The organism is Microbacterium sp. AG790 (genome assembly GCF_003634765.1).
Lineage (GTDB): Bacteria > Actinomycetota > Actinomycetes > Actinomycetales > Microbacteriaceae > Microbacterium.
Genome location: NZ_RBWZ01000013.1, coordinates 47,374 through 64,607 on the forward strand (window position 1 = coordinate 47,374; position 17,234 = coordinate 64,607).

Below are 17,234 nucleotides of genomic sequence, written 5' to 3' on the forward strand. Positions count from 1 at the left end.
CTAGGTGGGGTGATTCTGGCGGGACGCCGACCAACCTTCCAGGATGCCGTGAGCTCAGCGGCAGGTCGGCAGCGCGTCCAGGTCGCCCTTGTCGCGGATCGTCGACAGCACCTGCAGCGAGTCCTTGAGCGTGGCGACCGAGAACACGCGAAGACCGGACGGCACGTGACCGACCACTTCGTCGCAGTTGTCTCTGGGGGCGAGGAAGTACGTCGCTCCGGCGCCCACCGCGCCGTACATCTTCTGGCGGATGCCACCGATCGGCCCGACGGTGCCGGCGGCGTCGATCGTCCCGGTGCCGGCGACCTGCGCGCCGCCGTTGAGGTTCCCATCGCTGAGCGTGTCGATGATCCCCAGGGCGAACATCATGCCGGCGCTGGGCCCGCCGACGTTGTTGAGCTGGAGGGTGACGTCGATCGGGAAGTCGTAGTCGTGCATCGTCGAGATGCCGACGAGCCACGTGCTCTTGCCGTCGACGGTCGCCTGCTTGGGGGTCACCTCGACGTTCTCGCTCGCGCCGGAGCGCTCGATCGCGAGTCGCACGGGAGCGCCCGCACCGGCGTTGATGATGGTGCGCAGTTGATCGGTCTCGGTGATCGCCTGACCGTTCGCGCTGCGGATGATGTCACCCTTCTGCAGGATGCCTTGCGCTGCGGAGTCGTCGGTGAGTGCGTAGACCTCCACCATCGGCTTGACGTCGTAGCCGAGCTGCGTGAGAGCGGCAGCGGTCGCCTCCTTCTGCGAGTCGACCATCATCACCGCGCTCTCCTGGTTGCGCTGCTCCGTCGTCTGCCCCTGGGGGAAGACGTCGTCCAGCGGCAGCACCGCCTTCGCGGGGTCGAACCAGGCGAGGGCGAGCTCGAACCACGACGGGGTGCGCTCACGATTGCCGACGACCTGCACCGTCAGCAGGTCCAGTGCACCGGAGGTGGGGAAGGTCGGCGCGCCTTTCACGGTGATCAGCGGCACATCGGCGCCCGAGGAGTCCGGGGCCGACCCCAGCGTGTTGAAGACGGGGCCCGGACGCTGAATGACGTAGGTGCTCGGCAGCAGTGTGAGCGTCAGCAACGCCACGAGGGCGACAGCGAGAGCCCAGACTCCGACGCGCAGGGGGCGGGACACCGGACGGCGGCGAGCGGGCACGACGGTCGTGCCCTCGTCGAACAGTGCCACAGCAGATCCTCCCGGCCGATCGTTCGCGATCGGCGTACACGGGACATCCTCCGTGGCGGGCCGAGGCGGCCGTGCGGGGAAGTCCAGCCATTAGCGTAGAACGCGACGGTATCCGCCTGCTGAAAGGCGCCTGATATGGCTGATGAGACTCCCGACCGCCCCGAAGACGACTTCCAAGAACTGCTGCGGAACCTGCTCGGTGGTGGAGGCGCGGGCCTTGACCCCGAACAGCTCGAGAGCCTCTCGCGCATGGGCGTGGATCCCGCCATGCTGCAGCAGATGATGGCGCAGATGCAGCACGCCTTCGCCACCGGCAGCGATGACGGCATCGACTGGAGCGCGGCGAAGACGCAGGCTCTGCACCTGGCGAACAAGGACGGGCTCGGCATCACGACGGGCGATCGCCACGATTTCGATCAGGCCTTCGCCCTTGCAACCCTCTGGCTGAGCGAGGCCACGACGATCTCGGACCTTGCGGCCCCGGCACAGGCCATGACCCGCGGACAGTGGGTCGAGACGACGCTTCCGGTCTGGCAGGAACTCGCCGAGCCCGTCGCCGACTCGATCGCGGGGGCGCTGACGGCCGCGATCGACGAGCAGACCCCGGAGGAGATGCGACAGCTCGTCGCCGGGGCGGGCACGTTCATGCGACGCGTGGGCGGTTCGCTGTTCGCCGCTCAGCTCGGCGGCGTCATCGGACGCCTGTCGCAGGAGGTGGTGTCCGGCGGCGATGTCGGCATTCCCGTCATGCCCGACGGCGTCGCGGCGATCCTGCCGCAGAACTTCGCCGACTTCGGCCGTGACCTGGACGTGACCGACGACCAGCTCGCGCTCTACCTCGGAACCCGTGAACTGGCGCACGCTCGTCTCTTCCGTCACGCCCGATGGCTGCGGCTGCACGTGATCACCCAGGTGACCGAGTTCGCCCGCGGCATCCACGTCGACACCACCGCCCTCGAAGACCTCGCGTCGCGCTTCGACCCGTCCTCACCGGAGGAGCTGCGCTCCGCCCTCGAGTCCGGGGCGCTGCTTCCCCAACGCACGCCCGCGCAGGATGCCGCGCTCGTTCGGCTCGAGAACCTCCTCGCGACCATCGAAGGCTGGGTGGATGTCGTGACCGCCGACGCGACCTCGCGCCTTCCCGCCGCGGCGAAGATCGCCGAGGCCGTGCGTCGCCGGCGAGCCGTGGGCGGTCCCGCCGAGCAGGCGATGGCCTCCCTCGTCGGGTTGGAGCTGCGCCCGCGACGACTGCGCGAAGCGGCGGCGATGTGGCGCGCCGTGACGGATGCCGTGGGCATCGAGGCCCGCGACCGACTCTGGGACTACCCCGACCTCATGCCGGGGGCGAGTGACATCGACGACCCGCAGGCGCTCGTGGCGCGTCTGGTGGCCCACGAGCGCGGCGAGGACCCCGAACGGGACGCCCTCGACGAGGCGCTGGACGCGCTGCTGGCCGAAGCGGCCGAGGAGGCGGAGCACGCCACCGGCGACCCCGGCGAGCGCGCCTCCGACGACCACGGTCCGGAGGATCCGCGCCCGGTGTGATCCGACGGGGCCTCCTCCCCCTCACGGGTCTGGACACCCGCACGTGTCGCGGCTGTGGAAAGTCGCGGCACGGGGGCCCGTCTCGCCTCAGAATCGGGACATGCTCCGCTTGGCCGCTTCGTCCCCGCCGCTGTGGCGCACGCCCTCGAGCCTCCAGCTCGGCACGGATCCGGCGATCCGCGTCGACGGCGTGCTCCCCTGGCAGGAGCGGCTCCTCGACGCCCTTGCCGACGGCGTGGCCGATGCGGGACTGGGACCTCTGGCACGCAGCTTCGGGGCCACGGCTGCGGAGGCCGCGGAGTTCACGGGACGAATCGAGCAGGCCCTCATCCGAGAACCACCGACCCCGCGTGCCGTGCGGGTCGAGGTGCCCGAGTCGCTGACGAGCGCCGAGCGTGAAGCGCTGCTGGCAGGGTGGGACGCCGCAGGCCTGGCGCGCGTCTCGATCAGCACCTGGGCCGTCGACGCGCCGCAGCGCGGGGTGCCGGTGATCGTCGTCGCCGACCGGCTCATGGACCCGCGCCGCGCCGCGCGGCTCATGCGCGCCGACGTCACGCACATCCCCATCGAGCTCGCCGGTGACCGCGTGCGCGTCGGACCCGTGGTCATCCCCGGCGCGACGGCGTGCACCGCGTGCGAGCACGCACGCCGCACCGCCGAGGACCCGCAGTGGCCGCTCATCGCCGCCCAGCTGCTCGGTCGTGATCCGGTGCGCACGGATCCCGGTCTGCTGATCGAAGCCGGAGTCCTCACCGGCCGGCTCCTGCGCGACGCCCTGGACGCGCCCACGGAGCGCCCCGGGGAGGCGCATACGAGCATGTCGGTCGGCCTCAGCGTCGCCCACGTGCGGCGGACGTGGCATGCGCACCGCCCGCACGCACGGTGCCTGTGCCGATCTCCTGAAGGAAGCGGGAGCGCTGACGTGAGCGCGATCCCGACCGTTGCGACCAGCTCATCGAGAGGCTACGCGCAGCCCGCGTGACGCCCACGTACGCGAGTCGTCGTTCCTCGTCGATCTCGTCGAAACCGGTGGCGTAGGAGATCGGCAGGAGCCCTTCCGCGAGGCCGAGGAGATGGACGTGATCCCATTCCAGGCCTTTGGCCGCATGCAGCGTGGCGAGAGTCACGGTGCGCAGGGTGGGCTCATGCTGTCCGCGCCCGCGCACCATCAGCTCGTCGGTGAATGCCCGCAAAGTGGTGCCCTCCGTCGCCTGCTCGGCTAGACGCAGGACGGCGGCGCGTGCCTCCCAGGCGTCACGCAGCGCTCCGCCGGCCGGAGGCGGATCGTCGGTCAGTCCGACCGAGCGCAGCACGTCGCGCACCGCCGCGACCAGACCGTTCGGGGTGGGCGCGACGGAGGCGCCCCTCAGCAGCGAGACCGCCTGACGCACTTCGGGCAGATCGAAGAACCGCTTGCCGCCGAGAACGGTCGCGGCGATTCCGCGCGCGGCCAGGGCCGAGAGCACGGGCGCCGATTGCGCGTTGGCTCGATACAGCACGGCGATCTCGTTCGGCTCGATGCCCGACGCGAGCTGGGCGGCCACCGCCGCCGCCACACCTTCGGCCTCCGCCTGATCGTCGTCATAGGCGGTGACCGACGGGACGGGGCCTGCTGAACGATCCGAACGCAGCGCGAGGGCGCCCGGTCGGCCGCGCATGAGCGCGTTCGCGACACCGAGAATCGCCGGGTCGGAACGATAGTTGCGTTCGAGGCGCACCACGGTGGCCTCCTCGTAGCGGTCCGGGAATCCGAGCAGGTAGCGCGGGTCGGCCCCGGCGAACGAGTAGATGGTCTGGCTCGCGTCGCCGACGACGCAGATATCGCGCCGATCCCCGAGCCAGAGCTCCAGCAGGCGGTGCTGCACGGGCGAGACGTCTTGGAACTCATCGACCGTCAGATGGCGATACTGCTCATGCACCGCGGCTGCGACCCGCGGCTCCGATTCCAGCATCCCGGCGCACGCCAGCAGCACGTCTTCGAAGTCCAGTTGACGCCGTTCGTCCTTGACCTTCTCGTAGCGCCGCTGCAGATCCGCCAGCGCCTGCGCATCCAGAGTGTTGCCGAGACCCTCGGGGTGCGCAGCGGCATCCTGATCGATCGTTCGCATCGCGACCTTCCGCCACTCGATGCGGCTGGCGACGTCGCGCAGGGTGGTGCCGTCCAGACGGAGGCCGAGGCTGTCGGCGGCCTGCCCGAGCACACGCACCTTGTTGTCGATGATCGACGGTGCCGTATCGCGGGCGAGCTGCGGCCAGAAGAAGTTCAGTTGCGCCAGCGCGGTCGCGTGAAACGTGCGCGCCGCGACCCCTTCGACGCCGAGCGCCCGCAGACGCCCGCGCATCTCCCCCGCCGCCTTCGCCGTGAAGGTCACCGCCATCACCCGCGACGGTGAGTAGGCGCCGGTGTCGACGCCGTGGGCGATGCGGTGGGTGATCACGCGCGTCTTGCCGGTGCCGGCTCCCGCGAGCACGCAGACCGGTCCACGCAGCATCGCCGCCGCGACCCGCTGCTCGTCGTCGAGGCCCTCGAGAGCACGTCCGCTCACGCGGGGTCCCCCGCCCAGTCGGCGATCAGCCGGTGCGCGATGGACGTCGTACCGGGAAGCAGGATGTCGCCGTCGCCGCGCAGCGCCGCACGGATCTCCTCGCGCGAGAACCACCGCACGTCGACGATCTCCTCGCCGTCGGCGCGGGCCGCGGACATGTCCGCCGCCGTCGCATGGAAGCCGAGCATGAGTGACCGAGGGTAGGGCCAGGACTGAGACCCCCGGTACTGCAGCGCCTCGACGAGCACGCCGGCTTCCTCCTGCACCTCGCGGACGATCGCCGACTCCAGCGACTCCCCCGCCTCGACGAAGCCCGCGAACGTCGAGTAGAGATTGCGATCCGCCCACAGCGCGTTCTTGCCCAGCAGCAGCGACGAGCCGTCCGGAGAGATCACGGCGACGATGACGGCGGGGTCGGTGCGCGGAAAGTGCTCGCGCCCGCACACCGGACAGTGACGCGCCCACCCACCCGTGCGCTCCTCGGTGCGCGCACCGCAGTGGGAGCAGAAGGGCGCCTCGACCAGCCAACGCCCGAGGGCGACCGCCTCGACGAGCAGCCCGGCGTCCGTGGCCGACATCTCGCCGCCGATCGCGCGCAACGATCCCCATGCATCGGCGGGATGCGCGGCCACGGGGATATCCTCGTCGGCGCCGGATGCCGCGAGCAGCACTGCCGCTCCCTCGGCATCCCGCCCGAGGAACGCCCACGACACCCCCTCGCGGATGTGTCCGACGGGTACCGTCAGCAGAGCGCCGTCGCCGTCGAGCGGCGCGCGATCGCCGTGCACCGCGACAACCCGCGTCGACGCCTCGCCCCGCAGACGCGCGAGCACATCCGGTGCACTTCGTTCCTCGGCGCAGCGGTCGATACCGCCGCGCGCAAGCGCGGGAGGACGCACGGGAACAGGCGGCTCAGCCGATGGCGACATCCGGGACCTTCCTCGACGGGCGTGGCGCACACGGGGACGGGGCGCGGCACACCTACCCTGGGGGCATGGCACGCTCACCACTCACTCTAGCCGCGTCGGTCACGTCGGCCCTTCCCCGCGTCGCGGTGGTCGGTGTGGCGCCGCTGACCGAGGGCGTCTCCGGCCGCTACGACAGCGCGATCGCCACTCTTGACGACGGCCGGCGGGTCGTGGTGCGTGTGCCCGTCAACGACCAGGCCGAGCAGGATCTGCTGTCCGAGGCCCGTGCCCTGACCTCGCTGACCGCCGGCGTGCGGGGTGTGCTGCCGTTCGGCGCCCCCGATGTTCTGGGCCAGACGACGGTCGACGGTCGCAGCGCCCTCGTCCAGACGCTACTGCCGGGCTATCGGGTCGATGCGGCCCACGTGCCCGCGGGCCGGGGCGTCGCCACCGCTCTGGCCGCCGCGATCGCGGCGGTCCACGATCTTCCGGTGACCGTGATCCGTGACGCGGGACTGCCCATGCGGACCTCCGCGCAGGTGCGCGACGAGGCCGAGCGCCTCCTGGATCGGGCGGAAGCGACCGGGCTCCTGCCCTTCGGGCTGCTGCGACGCTGGAGCACCGCCATCGGATCCGATCCGCTGTGGCGCTTCGAGACGACCGTTGTTCTGGGCGGCGTCGACCCGGCATCCTTCGTCTTCGAGGACGATGCCGAGGGCACACCCGCCGTCACCGGTCTTCTGAGCTGGGGCGCACTCGGCGTCGGCGATCCGGCGATCGACGTGCGCTGGACGGCGTCGGCCCCGGCTGCTCAAGCCGACGTGCTCGACGAGTACGCGCACCGTTCGCACCGCGCACCCGACGCCCTCCTCGCCGAGCGCGCCCGGCTGCATGCCGAGCTGGAGTTCGCGAAGTGGCTGGTGCACGGTCACGAAGCCGGGCAGCAGGACGTCGTGCGCGACGCCGTGGCACTGTTGGAGTCGCTCGACGCCAACGTTCGCGACGAACCGGTACGGGCGCGCGACGATGTCACTCTCGATCAGGCGCTTGCGGCGACCCAGCGTGTCCCTGCCGGTGCGGGCGAGGCCGCCGACACCTCGATGCAGACCGACAGCTTCGACCCCGAGACCCTCGCCACCTTCCTCGCCGATGAGAACGCGACGGGGATGGTCGAGACGAGCCGCCTGGACACCGTCGCGATCGAGATGTCGGAGTGGGCGCAGCCGGCGCAGCCGTCGACGACGCGGGTTCCGGTGCACACCTCCGACATCCCTGTTCACGATGGCTCCGCACCCGCTACCGGTCAGGGCGAGGCAGCCACGCAGGACGCCCCCGGCGAGCCCTCGGCCGACGACATCGACCGCGACACTGCCGCGCGCAACGCTCTGCGCCGCTGGACCGGCACGGCCTGACACGCGGCGCGCGCCGCCGCGACCTCAATCGCGCAGGATGAGGCCTTCCGCGACGTAGAAGAGCACCACATCGATCTGCTCGCGCGCAATGCCGTGCTTCGCGTGGTACGCCTCGCGATACAGGCGCAGCTGGATCATCCGCTCATCCCGCTCGGCGGCGGTGCGCGGCGCACGGCCCGTCTTCCAGTCGACGATCTCGATGCGCTCGCCGCGCCGGTAGACGGCGTCGAGCTTGCAGATCACGACGTGCGGTCGACCGTCTCCGAGAGCGTCCTCGATCGTGACGTCGATCTCCGTCTCCACTTCCAACGGCCGCAACGATGCCCACTCGGAGGCCAGAAAACGCTCCTGCAGCTCGGCGAGCTCTGTCGATGCCGGACCGCCGTCGGAGACGGCCGCGGTATCGGATGCGTCCTCATCCCACAGCGCGTCATCGAGCGAGGTGCCGGCGCCCACGACGCCCGAGCGCTGCTCGACCCACGAGTGCAAAGCCGTCCCGAGCCGCGACTGGCGATAGGGACGCTCGGGCAGCGGACGGCGCAGGGCCGGCGCGTCGCCGATGAAGTCCTTGAAGCGGGATGCCGGGATGCGCACCGGCGCCGCCGGTCGCGCCTTGCGTTCCCGCTCGGCACGCTCGGCGAGCAGGAGGGCGAGTTCAGCCGTGGGCTCGGCCTGCGCAGCTCGTCGTACCTCCTCGGCTGCGGCGGCGACGGTGCCGCGCCGGGCCCCGAGGGGATCGAGCGGCCACTGCAGGAGGCGGCGGCGACCCTCGAAGGGGTTGTCGCCCGGGTCGACGTCGGGCACGATCGTCCGGCCCAGAGCAGCGGCCATCTCCTCCAGGAAGGCACTCGGGCGACGCGGCGACTTCGTCCCCGACCAGTGCGAAGCGCTCAGAAACAGGTGATCCCGCGCACGGGTCACGGCGACGTACGCGAGCCGACGCTCCTCATCCCGCTGGCGCGCGCGCCCGGCCGCGACGAAGTCGTCCAGCGCACGGGACAGATCCTGCTGCGTCGGGGACTGGTCAGCACCCCAGCGAAAGGCGGGGAGCCAGTCGGCGTCGCCGCGGAACTCGTACGGGAGAACGCCGAACCCGAGCCATCCGCGTGTGTCTTTGGGTCGGGTCGGCAGCTCATCCTCGACCAGTCGGACGACGGCCACGGCATCCCATTCGAGGCCCTTCGATCCATGGATCGTGAGCAGCTGCACGACATCGTCCTCCGGCGGCTCAGTGCGCGGCGCGAACTCATCGAGGCGCTCGGCATGGTCGAGCCAGGCGAGAAGGCTGGGCAGCGACCCGCGCTCATCGGTTGCCAGAAAACCGTGCAGCTCGTCGACGAAGGCGCGCAACTGGTCGCCGGCCACCCGCGCCGGACCGCGTGCCTCGTTCGCGGCCAGCTCGATATCCAGCCGGAGTTCGAGCTCGATCATCCGCACGAGCTCGGGGATCGGCAGTGTCGCGTGCCGACGCAGGCTGGCGAAGACGGCCGCCGCCTCGCGCAGGCGTTCTCGTGCCGCCGCGGTGAAGTCGCTCAGCCAGCCGTGGTCGGCGCCGTGACGGAGGAAGAAGTCGAGAGCGTCGACGAGGGAGCCCTGATCATCCCCCGCCGACGTCCGCATCCGCGCGACGATGTCGGGATGCAGCGGCTGGAGGGCGCCGTCGTGACGGCTGATCCGCCGGGACAGCTCACTCAACGCCCGCAGATCTGCCACGCCGATCCCCCAGCGCGGACCGGCGAGCAACCTGATCAGCGACGACCCCGCACGCGGGTCGCTGATGACCCGGAGCGTCGCGACGACATCGACCACCTCCGGCGTGGACAGCAACCCGCCGAGGCCGAGGATGCGATGCGGGATGCCGCGCCGGCCCAGGGCATCGGTGAAATGCACCATGTGCTTCTTACTGCGAAAGAGCACGGCCCCCGTCGTCGCGGCGCCCGCTCGCGCGCGCTCATGCCGCACGCGCGCGAACCAATCCGCCACCGCGTCGGCCTCCGCGTCGATGTCGGTGTCGATGTGGATCTCCACCTCTCCCGACCCCGCACCCGGACGCGGCCGCAGGCCCTCGACGGCGACCGGAACGCTCTCGGCGAGGGGCGCCAGCACGGCGTCGGCCGCACGCAACACGTCGACACTGTTGCGCCAGCTCGTCATCAAAGCGAAGGTCTCGGCCGCACCGGTGGTGCTGAATGCCGTCGCGAAGTCGCCGAGGTTGCCGGCGCTGGCCCCTCGCCAGCCGTAGATGGACTGATGGGGGTCGCCGACCGCCATCACCGCCGCGTCGCGGAAGGCGGAGGCGAGAAGCTGGGTCTGCACGACGGACGTGTCCTGGTATTCGTCCAGCAGCACGACGCGATAACGGTCCCTCAGCTCCTCGCCGACCGCCGGGTGCGCATCGATGATGTCGCAGGCTCCGGCCACCTGGTCGGAGAAGTCGATCACGCCGTGGCGGAGCTTTCGCCGGGCGTACTCCCGCGCCAGGTCGGCGAGGAGGTCGAGTGCGCCCACGGCGACCTGCGCTTTGGCGATATCGGCGTACACGGTGACGCGGGCCGACGTCGAGGGGCGTTCCAGGACGTCGGAGAAGCGCGTCGGGAAGCGCGCCAGCTCGTCGAGGTCGACCCGGTTGTCGGCGGCGTCGCGGGCGATCCGCAGTGCGGCGTCGATGATCGAGCGCAGCGCCTCCTCGCGCACCTCCAGCCGCGGATCGTCGGACTCGAGCACGACGCGCCGCATCAGCAGCCAGGCTGCGGACTCGCTGAGAACCGCGGCCTCGGCGTCACGACCGAGTCTCACGGCGTGCTCACGCACGATGCTGTCGGCGAAGCTGTTGTACGTGGAGACGGTCGGCCGCTCCAGCAGTCCGTCCGCCGACAGGTCGTCCGCGACCGCGGCGGCGCCGGTGACGGCGACGAGCTGATCGAGGACGGCGAACCGGGACGGCGACGGCGCACCGCTGCGCTCGATCTCACCGAGGACGTCGAGATGCCCCCGTGCATGGAGCGTCTCGAGGTGGGGAACAAGCCCACGGCGTTCGAACTCCGCGAGCCGCTGCAGTCGTCGATGCACGCGCTCGGCCAGCTCGCCCGCGGCCTTGCGGGTGAACGTCAGACCGAGCACCGCATCACGCGGAACGAGGCCGTTCGCCACGAGCCAGACGACCCGCCCCGCCATGGTCTCGGTCTTGCCGCTGCCGGCGCCGGCGACGACGAGCGCGGGCGAGAGGGGCGCGGCGATCACGCGCGCCTGTTCATCGGTGGGCGGGAACTGACCGAGTGCGGCCGCGAGTGCGGCGGGCGAGACGATGCTCATGAGGCGCTCACCGCGTTGATCGTGTGGATCCGACAGAGGCCGTAGGAGTGATCGTCGCGACAGTGCTCCTCATACGGAGCCGAGAACTCCGCGCCGCTCATGACGATCGCCGCCTCACGCACCCGCGCGATGAACGCGTCGCGGGCGGCGTCATCCAGCGGCGGCTGGCGGGGTTCCACGTAGTCCTTCGTGGCCGCCGACGGGCGCAAGACGAGCAGCTTCGCGCCGCCGGGCGTAAGACCGGCGGCCTCGGGGATGGCGCCCTCATCGAGCGCGAGCTGATACGCGGCGAGCTGCGGATTGTCGACCACCTTCGCATCGGTCTGCGGTTCGCGCTTACCCGTCTTCAAGTCGACGATCACCACCTCCCCCGAGGCGGTGCGCTCCACGCGATCGATGTACCCGCTGACGATGGCGCCGTGGCTGCCGGCCGGGTCGAGGGCGACCGGAACCTCGAAATGCGGCTCCGAGCCGATGACGGTTCCGCCCGCGGACTCGAACCGCCGCAGATACACCGACAGTCGTCGGACGAGTTCGCGTGCCCGCGCGCGCTCCGCACGCTCCCGCCAAGCGGACTCGAACTCCAGTTCGCTCCAGCGCGCGTCCACGATCGCCCACAGCGCATCTTCGTCGGAGTTCTCGGCACGTTCCATCGCCGCATGCACCAGCGTGCCGAGGCCCGCCACAGCTCCCCCGTCATCGGCCCCCAGGTCGGCGAGCAGCCAGTTGAGCTGGCACTCCTCCACGCTCTGGAGCCGCGACGGCGAGACGCGCACGTCCTCCCGCGTGAGATCGCGCAGCGGTGCCGTGGATGTCACGGGCGCGATGCCGTACCACTCTTCGGGGGCGGCGCCGGGGACGCCGGCCGCAGCGAGCAGCCGCAACTGCTCGGCGGCGGCGCGCTGCGCGGACGGGTCGGCTCGACGCTCCGAGAGCGTGCGCCGGTGCTGAGCCACGAGGCCTCGCAGGGTCAGGGGGTGCGCGGCGGAGCGCGCCGCCGGCTGAGCCGGCGGAAGAAGCTCGAAGAGCGGACTCGGCCCCGTATCGTCATCGTCGACGGCGGTCACGACGAGTCGTCGGCGCGCACGGGAGCAGGCGCGGGCGAACAGCCGCAACTCGTCGTGCAGCACGCCGCGTCGCCGATCGAGCGTCTCGGTGGCATCGGGCGCCGCGCCGGCGGCGAGTGCCGCCAGCCGCCAGGTCTGCAGCAGGCTCCCCCGCGCGCGGAGGTTCGGCCAGACGCCCTCCTGGACGCCCGCGACCACGACGGTGTCGTACTCGGCGCCGACCGCGCCGGCCGGGGTGAGAATGTCGACGGCATCCGCGGTCGAATCGTCGGCCAGCCGGTCCTCGGCGACGTCGGAATCGAGGATGCCGCGCAGAAACGCCCCGGGTGAGGTGCCGTCCGCTCTCTCACCGTGACGCTTGGCGGCCTGGAAGAGGGCCACCAGCGCATCCAGCTCGCGGCCGGATTGCGCGGCGAGCGGACCGGAGCCCTCCGCGGCGGCGACCCATGCCCGCTCAACGCCCAGACCTTGCCACGCGCTCCACAGGATCTCGTGCGCGGTGGGCGCCTCGGCGCCGCCCGCATGAACGAGGTCCCATTGGGCGTGAACCTCGGCGAGGGTGCGCGCGATCCGTTCGGCGCGGCGTCCCTCTCGCGTGTCGAGCAGCGCGAACGCGACGGGATGCCCCAGTGCGGACACGAGCAGATCGGCGCTGGAGGTGACCGGCTCGTCGGGGGTCTGCTCGCCCACCGACGGGTCACCGGCCAGCGCCGACAGCCGCAGGGCGGCGCGCAGTCGCCGGATCTCGACCGGATCCATCCCTCCGGCGCGGAGGGCGTCGACGGCGTCCTCGAGAGTCCAGGCGGTGGGCTCGATCTCGGCCAGCAGCGCGACGCGCAGCAGATCCGCCACTGCCCGGGCCTGAGCCAGAGGTCGCTGCCCGCGGGTGCGCGTGGGCACCTCGCGGGCGGCGAGCTCGGCTTCGAGTGCCGCAACCTGTCGGCTGTCGTGGGCGATGACGGCGCACGCCGACCAGGGCACCGCGTCGTGGACGTGGCGCTCTCGGAGCAGGCGCGCGATGACGTCGTGCTCTTCCGACGCGGAGCGGGCCGTGACGGTGCGGACGCTGCCGTCTTCACCCTCCTCCGGAGCATCACCGGTGGCGGGAGGGCGCAGGCGGTGCGCGACCACCCCGGCGGCACCGATCCGGGCCGTGACCGCGGCGATCAGACGTCGCTGGGCCTCGGAGCCGCGGTGCATGTGGTCGAGGACGTACACGGGCCCGGCGGCTGCCAGGCGCGAGAAGTTCTCCGGACTGGCGCCGCGGAAGCTTCCCGAACCGACATCCGGATCACCGAACGCGAGCACCGCCACGCCCCGCGCACGGCAGGCCTCGAGCAGTTCCACGCCGCCGAGAGTCAGCTCCTGGGCGTCGTCCACGACGATCGCCCGCAGTCGCTCCAACGCGGCGAGCCCCGGCGCGCCGGCCGGAAGCGTGCGGACGAGGCCCAGCGCCTCACGGACGAGGCCCGCGGCGTCGCGATGGGCTCCGCGCATGCGGTCGCGCGCATACAGGTACTCCCGCGAGAAGGATGCCGCCGCCGCCCACTCCGCGACGCCGTGCCGCGCCGCAAGATCCGCCAGGTGATCGGCGGAGACTCCGAGCTGCGCGCACTCGGCGAGCAGAGCACGCAGCTCGGCGCGGAACGTGCGCGTGGAGCGCACGGCCGCCGGCAGCGAGAGCGGCCACCGCACGATCCCGTCGATCTCATCCTCGGCGTCTCCGGCCAGCAGATCGGCGATTACCTGGTCCTCGTCCGGGCCGGTCAGCAACTGGGGCACCGGCTCGCCACGATGGACGGCCTCGGCGCGGACGATCTGGTAGCCGAACGCCACGATCGAGCGCGCCAACGCGCCGGGTGTGGCGACGCCGACGGCGAGGGCGAGGCGGTCTCGCAGCGCAGTCGCGGAGGCGCGCGATGGCGTCAGCACGAGCACCTCGTCCGGCTGCAGGATGCCGTGCGCTTCGTCCGCCGACGGCCGAACAAGCGCGCCGACCCGTGCGATCGCGGTCGTGGTCTTGCCCGATCCCGGCGCGCCGACCACGACGCCCGACGCGTCGGCGGGAAGGTCGATGACGGCACGCTGAGCGGCATCCCACGTCACACGATCCATGCCTCTCACGCTAGCCGGAGGCGCCGACACGAGCGTTCGCGCACAGCGAGCGGCGCAGCGCCTCCGGCGCGATCCCGCGCCCGATCCGGTGTCGTAGAGTCGAGGTGCGGCCGGCTTACCGGTCCGCCCCGCACGCCGACGGCGGCGGGGTCATGAACAGAAGTGAGGCAGTCACCGTGGAGATCCGCATCGGCATCGCGAACACCGCTCGAGAGCTCAGCTTCGAGTCGGCCCAGTCGGCGGATGCCGTGACGAGCACGATCCAGAAGGCTCTCGAGGCCTCGGAGTCCTTCGTCACCTTCACCGACGTCAAGGGCAACACCTACATCGTCCCGACGACCGGCATCACGTTCATCGAGGTCGGCACGGAGGAGTCCCGCCGCGTCGGCTTCGTCGCCTGAGCGTCAGAGGACGACCCGTGGACATCCTCCTCGCTTTCATCTTCGGCGGCGCCTACGGCGCAGTGATGCACTATCTGATGCCCGGACGCACCGCGCGCGGTAGCGCCGTGGCACCGGTGCTCGGTGCTGTCCTGGGTGGTCTGGTCTGGATGACCCTCACCTGGGCCGGTCAGACGACACTCGACCCGTGGCTGTGGATCCTCTCGATCGCCGTCCCCGCGATCGTCGTCCCCGCGGTTCTGGCCGTCCTCACGCGCACGCGTGCGAACCACGATGCGCGCGAGCGGCTACGGCTGAAGATCTCCTGAGCTCGCTGCTGCGCCGCGCGGGGCTGACCGTCAGGCGTCCAGGCCCATCGCCGACATGCGGCGTGAATGAGCACCGAGCAGGTCGGTGAACACCGGCTCGACCTTGCGCTCCTCCGCGGCATCCAGGGTCTGAGGACGAAGCGCGGCGCGCGCGATGAGGAGCGTGTCGCCCACGAGGCGACGACCCCACAGCGCCAGCAGCGACTTCCACTGCTCGTCGGCGGCGATCGCGTCGGTGATGATGTCGACGAGGGCTTGCCGGTCGTCGTCGCCGCGCAGGATGTCCGCGACCCGCCGACCGGTCACGCCGTAGCTGGAAGACAGCGCGAGGTAGAAGTCGTCGAGCATGCCCGCCGTGATGTGCACCGAGAGCATCGTCTCGAGCGAGCGTGCGCCGTGCGTCGACCGACGAAACGCGTCGAGGGGCTCACGGAAAGGCAGCATGAGGTCGAGGGGATCGTCGCCGCGTTCGCGGATCAGCGCGAGGATCGCGCGGTGCTTGTGCAGCGCCGCCCCGGCCGCCACCGAGATCGACTCCTTCTGCGTCAGCTCGGGGGTCGGTGCGATCAGCTCGCTGAGCGTCTCGAAGTAGCCGAGCTGGAGGTAGGCGGCTTGGCCGAGGAAGGTGTCGATGTCGGGAGCCAGCTCTTCGAAGTCGACGCGCCGGACATCGCCGAAGTCGCCGCGAGAGCGCACGCGCAGCGTACGTGCGACGGTGCGATCGCGCTGCCAGGGCCAGGTCACCACGCCCCCAGCCTAGATGCGACCCGCCGCTTCCGAGGTAGTCACGACACCCTCCGGTAGGCTGGTCAGGTCTCGGCGATGGATCGAGACCCCCGCGCCTGCGGATGAGTAGAAGGCGTGGACTTCCTCACCGGCGGCTTCTCACCGCCAGACAGGCACGTACTGTGACGACATTCGCTGAACTCGGAATCGATCCAGACATCGTGGAGGCCCTCGCCTCCAAGGGCATCGTGGACGCCTTCCCCATTCAGGAGCAGACGATTCCTCTGGGGCTGCCCGGCCAGGACATCATCGGTCAGGCCAAGACGGGCACCGGCAAGACCTTCGGTTTCGGCATTCCCGTGGTCCAGCGTCTCGGCCTCGACCCGGCGCCCGGGGTGAAGGCGCTCATCGTCGTGCCCACCCGTGAGCTGGCCGTCCAGGTCTACGAAGACATGGACATGCTCACCCAGAACCGCTCCACGAGCGTGGTCGCCATCTACGGCGGCAAGGCGTACGAGGGTCAGATCGACCAGCTGAAGGCCGGCGCGCAGATCGTCGTCGGCACCCCCGGTCGCCTCATCGACCTCAACAACCAGCGCCTGCTCGATCTGAGCGGCGCGGTGGAGGTCGTGCTCGATGAGGCCGACAAGATGCTCGATCTCGGCTTCCTCGCCGACATCGAGAAGATCTTCCAGAAGGTCGCACCGGTGCGACACACCCAGCTGTTCTCCGCGACGATGCCCGGCCCGATCGTCGCTCTCGCACGCCGGTTCATGAGCAACCCGATCCACATCCGGGCGACCGATCCCGACGAGGGTCTGACGCAGGCGAACATCAAGCACCTGGTCTACCGGGCGCACTCGCTCGACAAGGATGAGGTGATCGCCCGCATCCTGCAGGCAGAGGGTCGCGGCAAGACGGTCGTCTTCACCCGCACCAAGCGCGCCGCTCAGAAGCTGGTGGACGAGCTGAACGACCGCGGGTTCAACGCGGGCGCGGTGCACGGCGACATGAGCCAGGAGGCGCGCGAGCGGTCGATGGCCGCGTTCAAGGCCGGCAAGAAGGACGTGCTCATCGCGACGGACGTCGCGGCGCGCGGAATCGACGTCGACGATGTGACCCACGTCATCAACCACACGATTCCGGACGACGAGAAGACCTACCTGCACCGCGCCGGGCGCACCGGCCGTGCGGGCAAGACGGGTATCGCCGTCACGTTCGTCGACTGGGACGACCTGCACAAGTGGGCGCTCATCAACCGCGCCCTCGAGTTCGGGCAGCCCGAACCCGTCGAGACGTACTCCTCCAGCCCGCACCTGTTCACCGACCTGGACATCCCGGCGGGCACCAAGGGCCGCATCGCCAAGGCGCCCAAGACGGAGTCGGTGCGCACGCAGCGCCCGGCACCCGAGCGGGCGGTGGATGCCGCGGCCGACGGGACCGGTGAGGCCGGCACGCGTCGTCGCCGTCGCCGTCGCTCCGGATCGTCAGCGGTCGGCTCGACGTTCGCCGAGGGTGCATCGGCGGGCGCGGATGCCGCCGCATCCACGTCCGATGACGCTTCCCGCTCCGCCGACGGCGCCGGTACGCACGACGGCACCGGCAGCGAGCACCACGACGGCAAGCCCGCCCCCGCGCGTCGCCGTCGGCGTCGCCGCGGCGCGGCTGGCGGCGCGCCGGCCGCTCCCCCCGTCGCCGGCGCCTGACCCCACGGCCCGCGG

At 71.1% G+C, this 17,234-nt stretch carries 11 protein-coding genes; 5 read left to right on the forward strand and 6 right to left on the reverse strand.

Annotated elements, in window-relative coordinates; genetic code table 11:
* Positions 1 to 54: 54 nt before the first annotated feature.
* Positions 55 to 1,173 (reverse strand): PDZ domain-containing protein, encoded by a 1,119-nt coding sequence (locus tag DEU37_RS13860; protein ID WP_121191202.1) that lies wholly within the window; start codon positions 1,171 to 1,173, stop codon positions 55 to 57.
* A 135-nt stretch (positions 1,174 to 1,308) separates the two neighbouring features.
* On the opposite strand from DEU37_RS13860, the gene DEU37_RS13865 reads away from it, so the two are divergent.
* Positions 1,309 to 2,718 carry a zinc-dependent metalloprotease gene (locus tag DEU37_RS13865; protein ID WP_121191203.1) on the forward strand — a complete coding sequence of 470 codons (1,410 nt, stop codon included), beginning with the start codon at positions 1,309 to 1,311 and terminating at the stop codon, positions 2,716 to 2,718.
* 830 nt (positions 2,719 to 3,548) lie between these two features.
* Here DEU37_RS13865 and DEU37_RS13870 read toward each other — a convergent pair.
* Positions 3,549 to 5,264, reverse strand: coding sequence for an ATP-dependent helicase (locus DEU37_RS13870; RefSeq protein WP_121191204.1), 1,716 nt, complete (start codon positions 5,262 to 5,264; stop codon positions 3,549 to 3,551).
* Complete coding sequence (gene nudC / locus DEU37_RS13875) at positions 5,261 to 6,193, reverse strand: NAD(+) diphosphatase (RefSeq protein WP_121191205.1); 933 nt, start codon at positions 6,191 to 6,193, stop codon at positions 5,261 to 5,263. The genes DEU37_RS13870 and nudC overlap by 4 nt, the downstream gene beginning before the upstream one ends.
* A 65-nt stretch (positions 6,194 to 6,258) precedes the next feature.
* Here nudC and DEU37_RS13880 point away from each other — a divergent pair, with 65 nt between their 5' ends.
* Entirely contained in the window at positions 6,259 to 7,584 is a 1,326-nt protein-coding gene (locus DEU37_RS13880; protein ID WP_121191206.1) for a phosphotransferase, read from the forward strand.
* Positions 7,585 to 7,608: 24 nt separating this feature from the next.
* Here DEU37_RS13880 and DEU37_RS13885 read toward each other — a convergent pair whose 3' ends face one another.
* Complete coding sequence (locus DEU37_RS13885; protein WP_121191207.1) at positions 7,609 to 10,896, reverse strand: ATP-dependent DNA helicase; 3,288 nt, start codon at positions 10,894 to 10,896, stop codon at positions 7,609 to 7,611.
* Positions 10,893 to 14,078 carry an ATP-dependent DNA helicase gene (locus tag DEU37_RS13890; RefSeq protein WP_259457303.1) on the reverse strand — a complete coding sequence of 1,062 codons (3,186 nt, stop codon included), beginning with the start codon at positions 14,076 to 14,078 and terminating at the stop codon, positions 10,893 to 10,895. The genes DEU37_RS13885 and DEU37_RS13890 overlap by 4 nt, the downstream gene beginning before the upstream one ends.
* Before the next feature lie 176 nt (positions 14,079 to 14,254).
* Between DEU37_RS13890 and DEU37_RS13895 the strand changes: the two genes are divergently transcribed.
* Positions 14,255 to 14,479, forward strand: a complete 225-nt coding sequence (locus tag DEU37_RS13895) for a DUF3107 domain-containing protein (RefSeq protein WP_036283262.1) — start codon at positions 14,255 to 14,257, stop codon at positions 14,477 to 14,479.
* 17 nt (positions 14,480 to 14,496) lie between these two features.
* Positions 14,497 to 14,787 (forward strand): GlsB/YeaQ/YmgE family stress response membrane protein, encoded by a 291-nt coding sequence (locus DEU37_RS13900; protein ID WP_036288507.1) that lies wholly within the window; start codon positions 14,497 to 14,499, stop codon positions 14,785 to 14,787.
* Between the two features lie 30 nt (positions 14,788 to 14,817).
* Here the strand turns inward: DEU37_RS13900 and DEU37_RS13905 are convergent, their stop codons facing one another.
* Complete coding sequence (locus DEU37_RS13905) at positions 14,818 to 15,534, reverse strand: ferritin-like fold-containing protein (protein WP_005053650.1); 717 nt, start codon at positions 15,532 to 15,534, stop codon at positions 14,818 to 14,820.
* Between the two features lie 161 nt (positions 15,535 to 15,695).
* On the opposite strand from DEU37_RS13905, the gene DEU37_RS13910 reads away from it, so the two are divergent.
* Complete coding sequence (locus DEU37_RS13910; protein WP_016464733.1) at positions 15,696 to 17,219, forward strand: DEAD/DEAH box helicase; 1,524 nt, start codon at positions 15,696 to 15,698, stop codon at positions 17,217 to 17,219.
* Positions 17,220 to 17,234 lie beyond the last annotated feature (15 nt).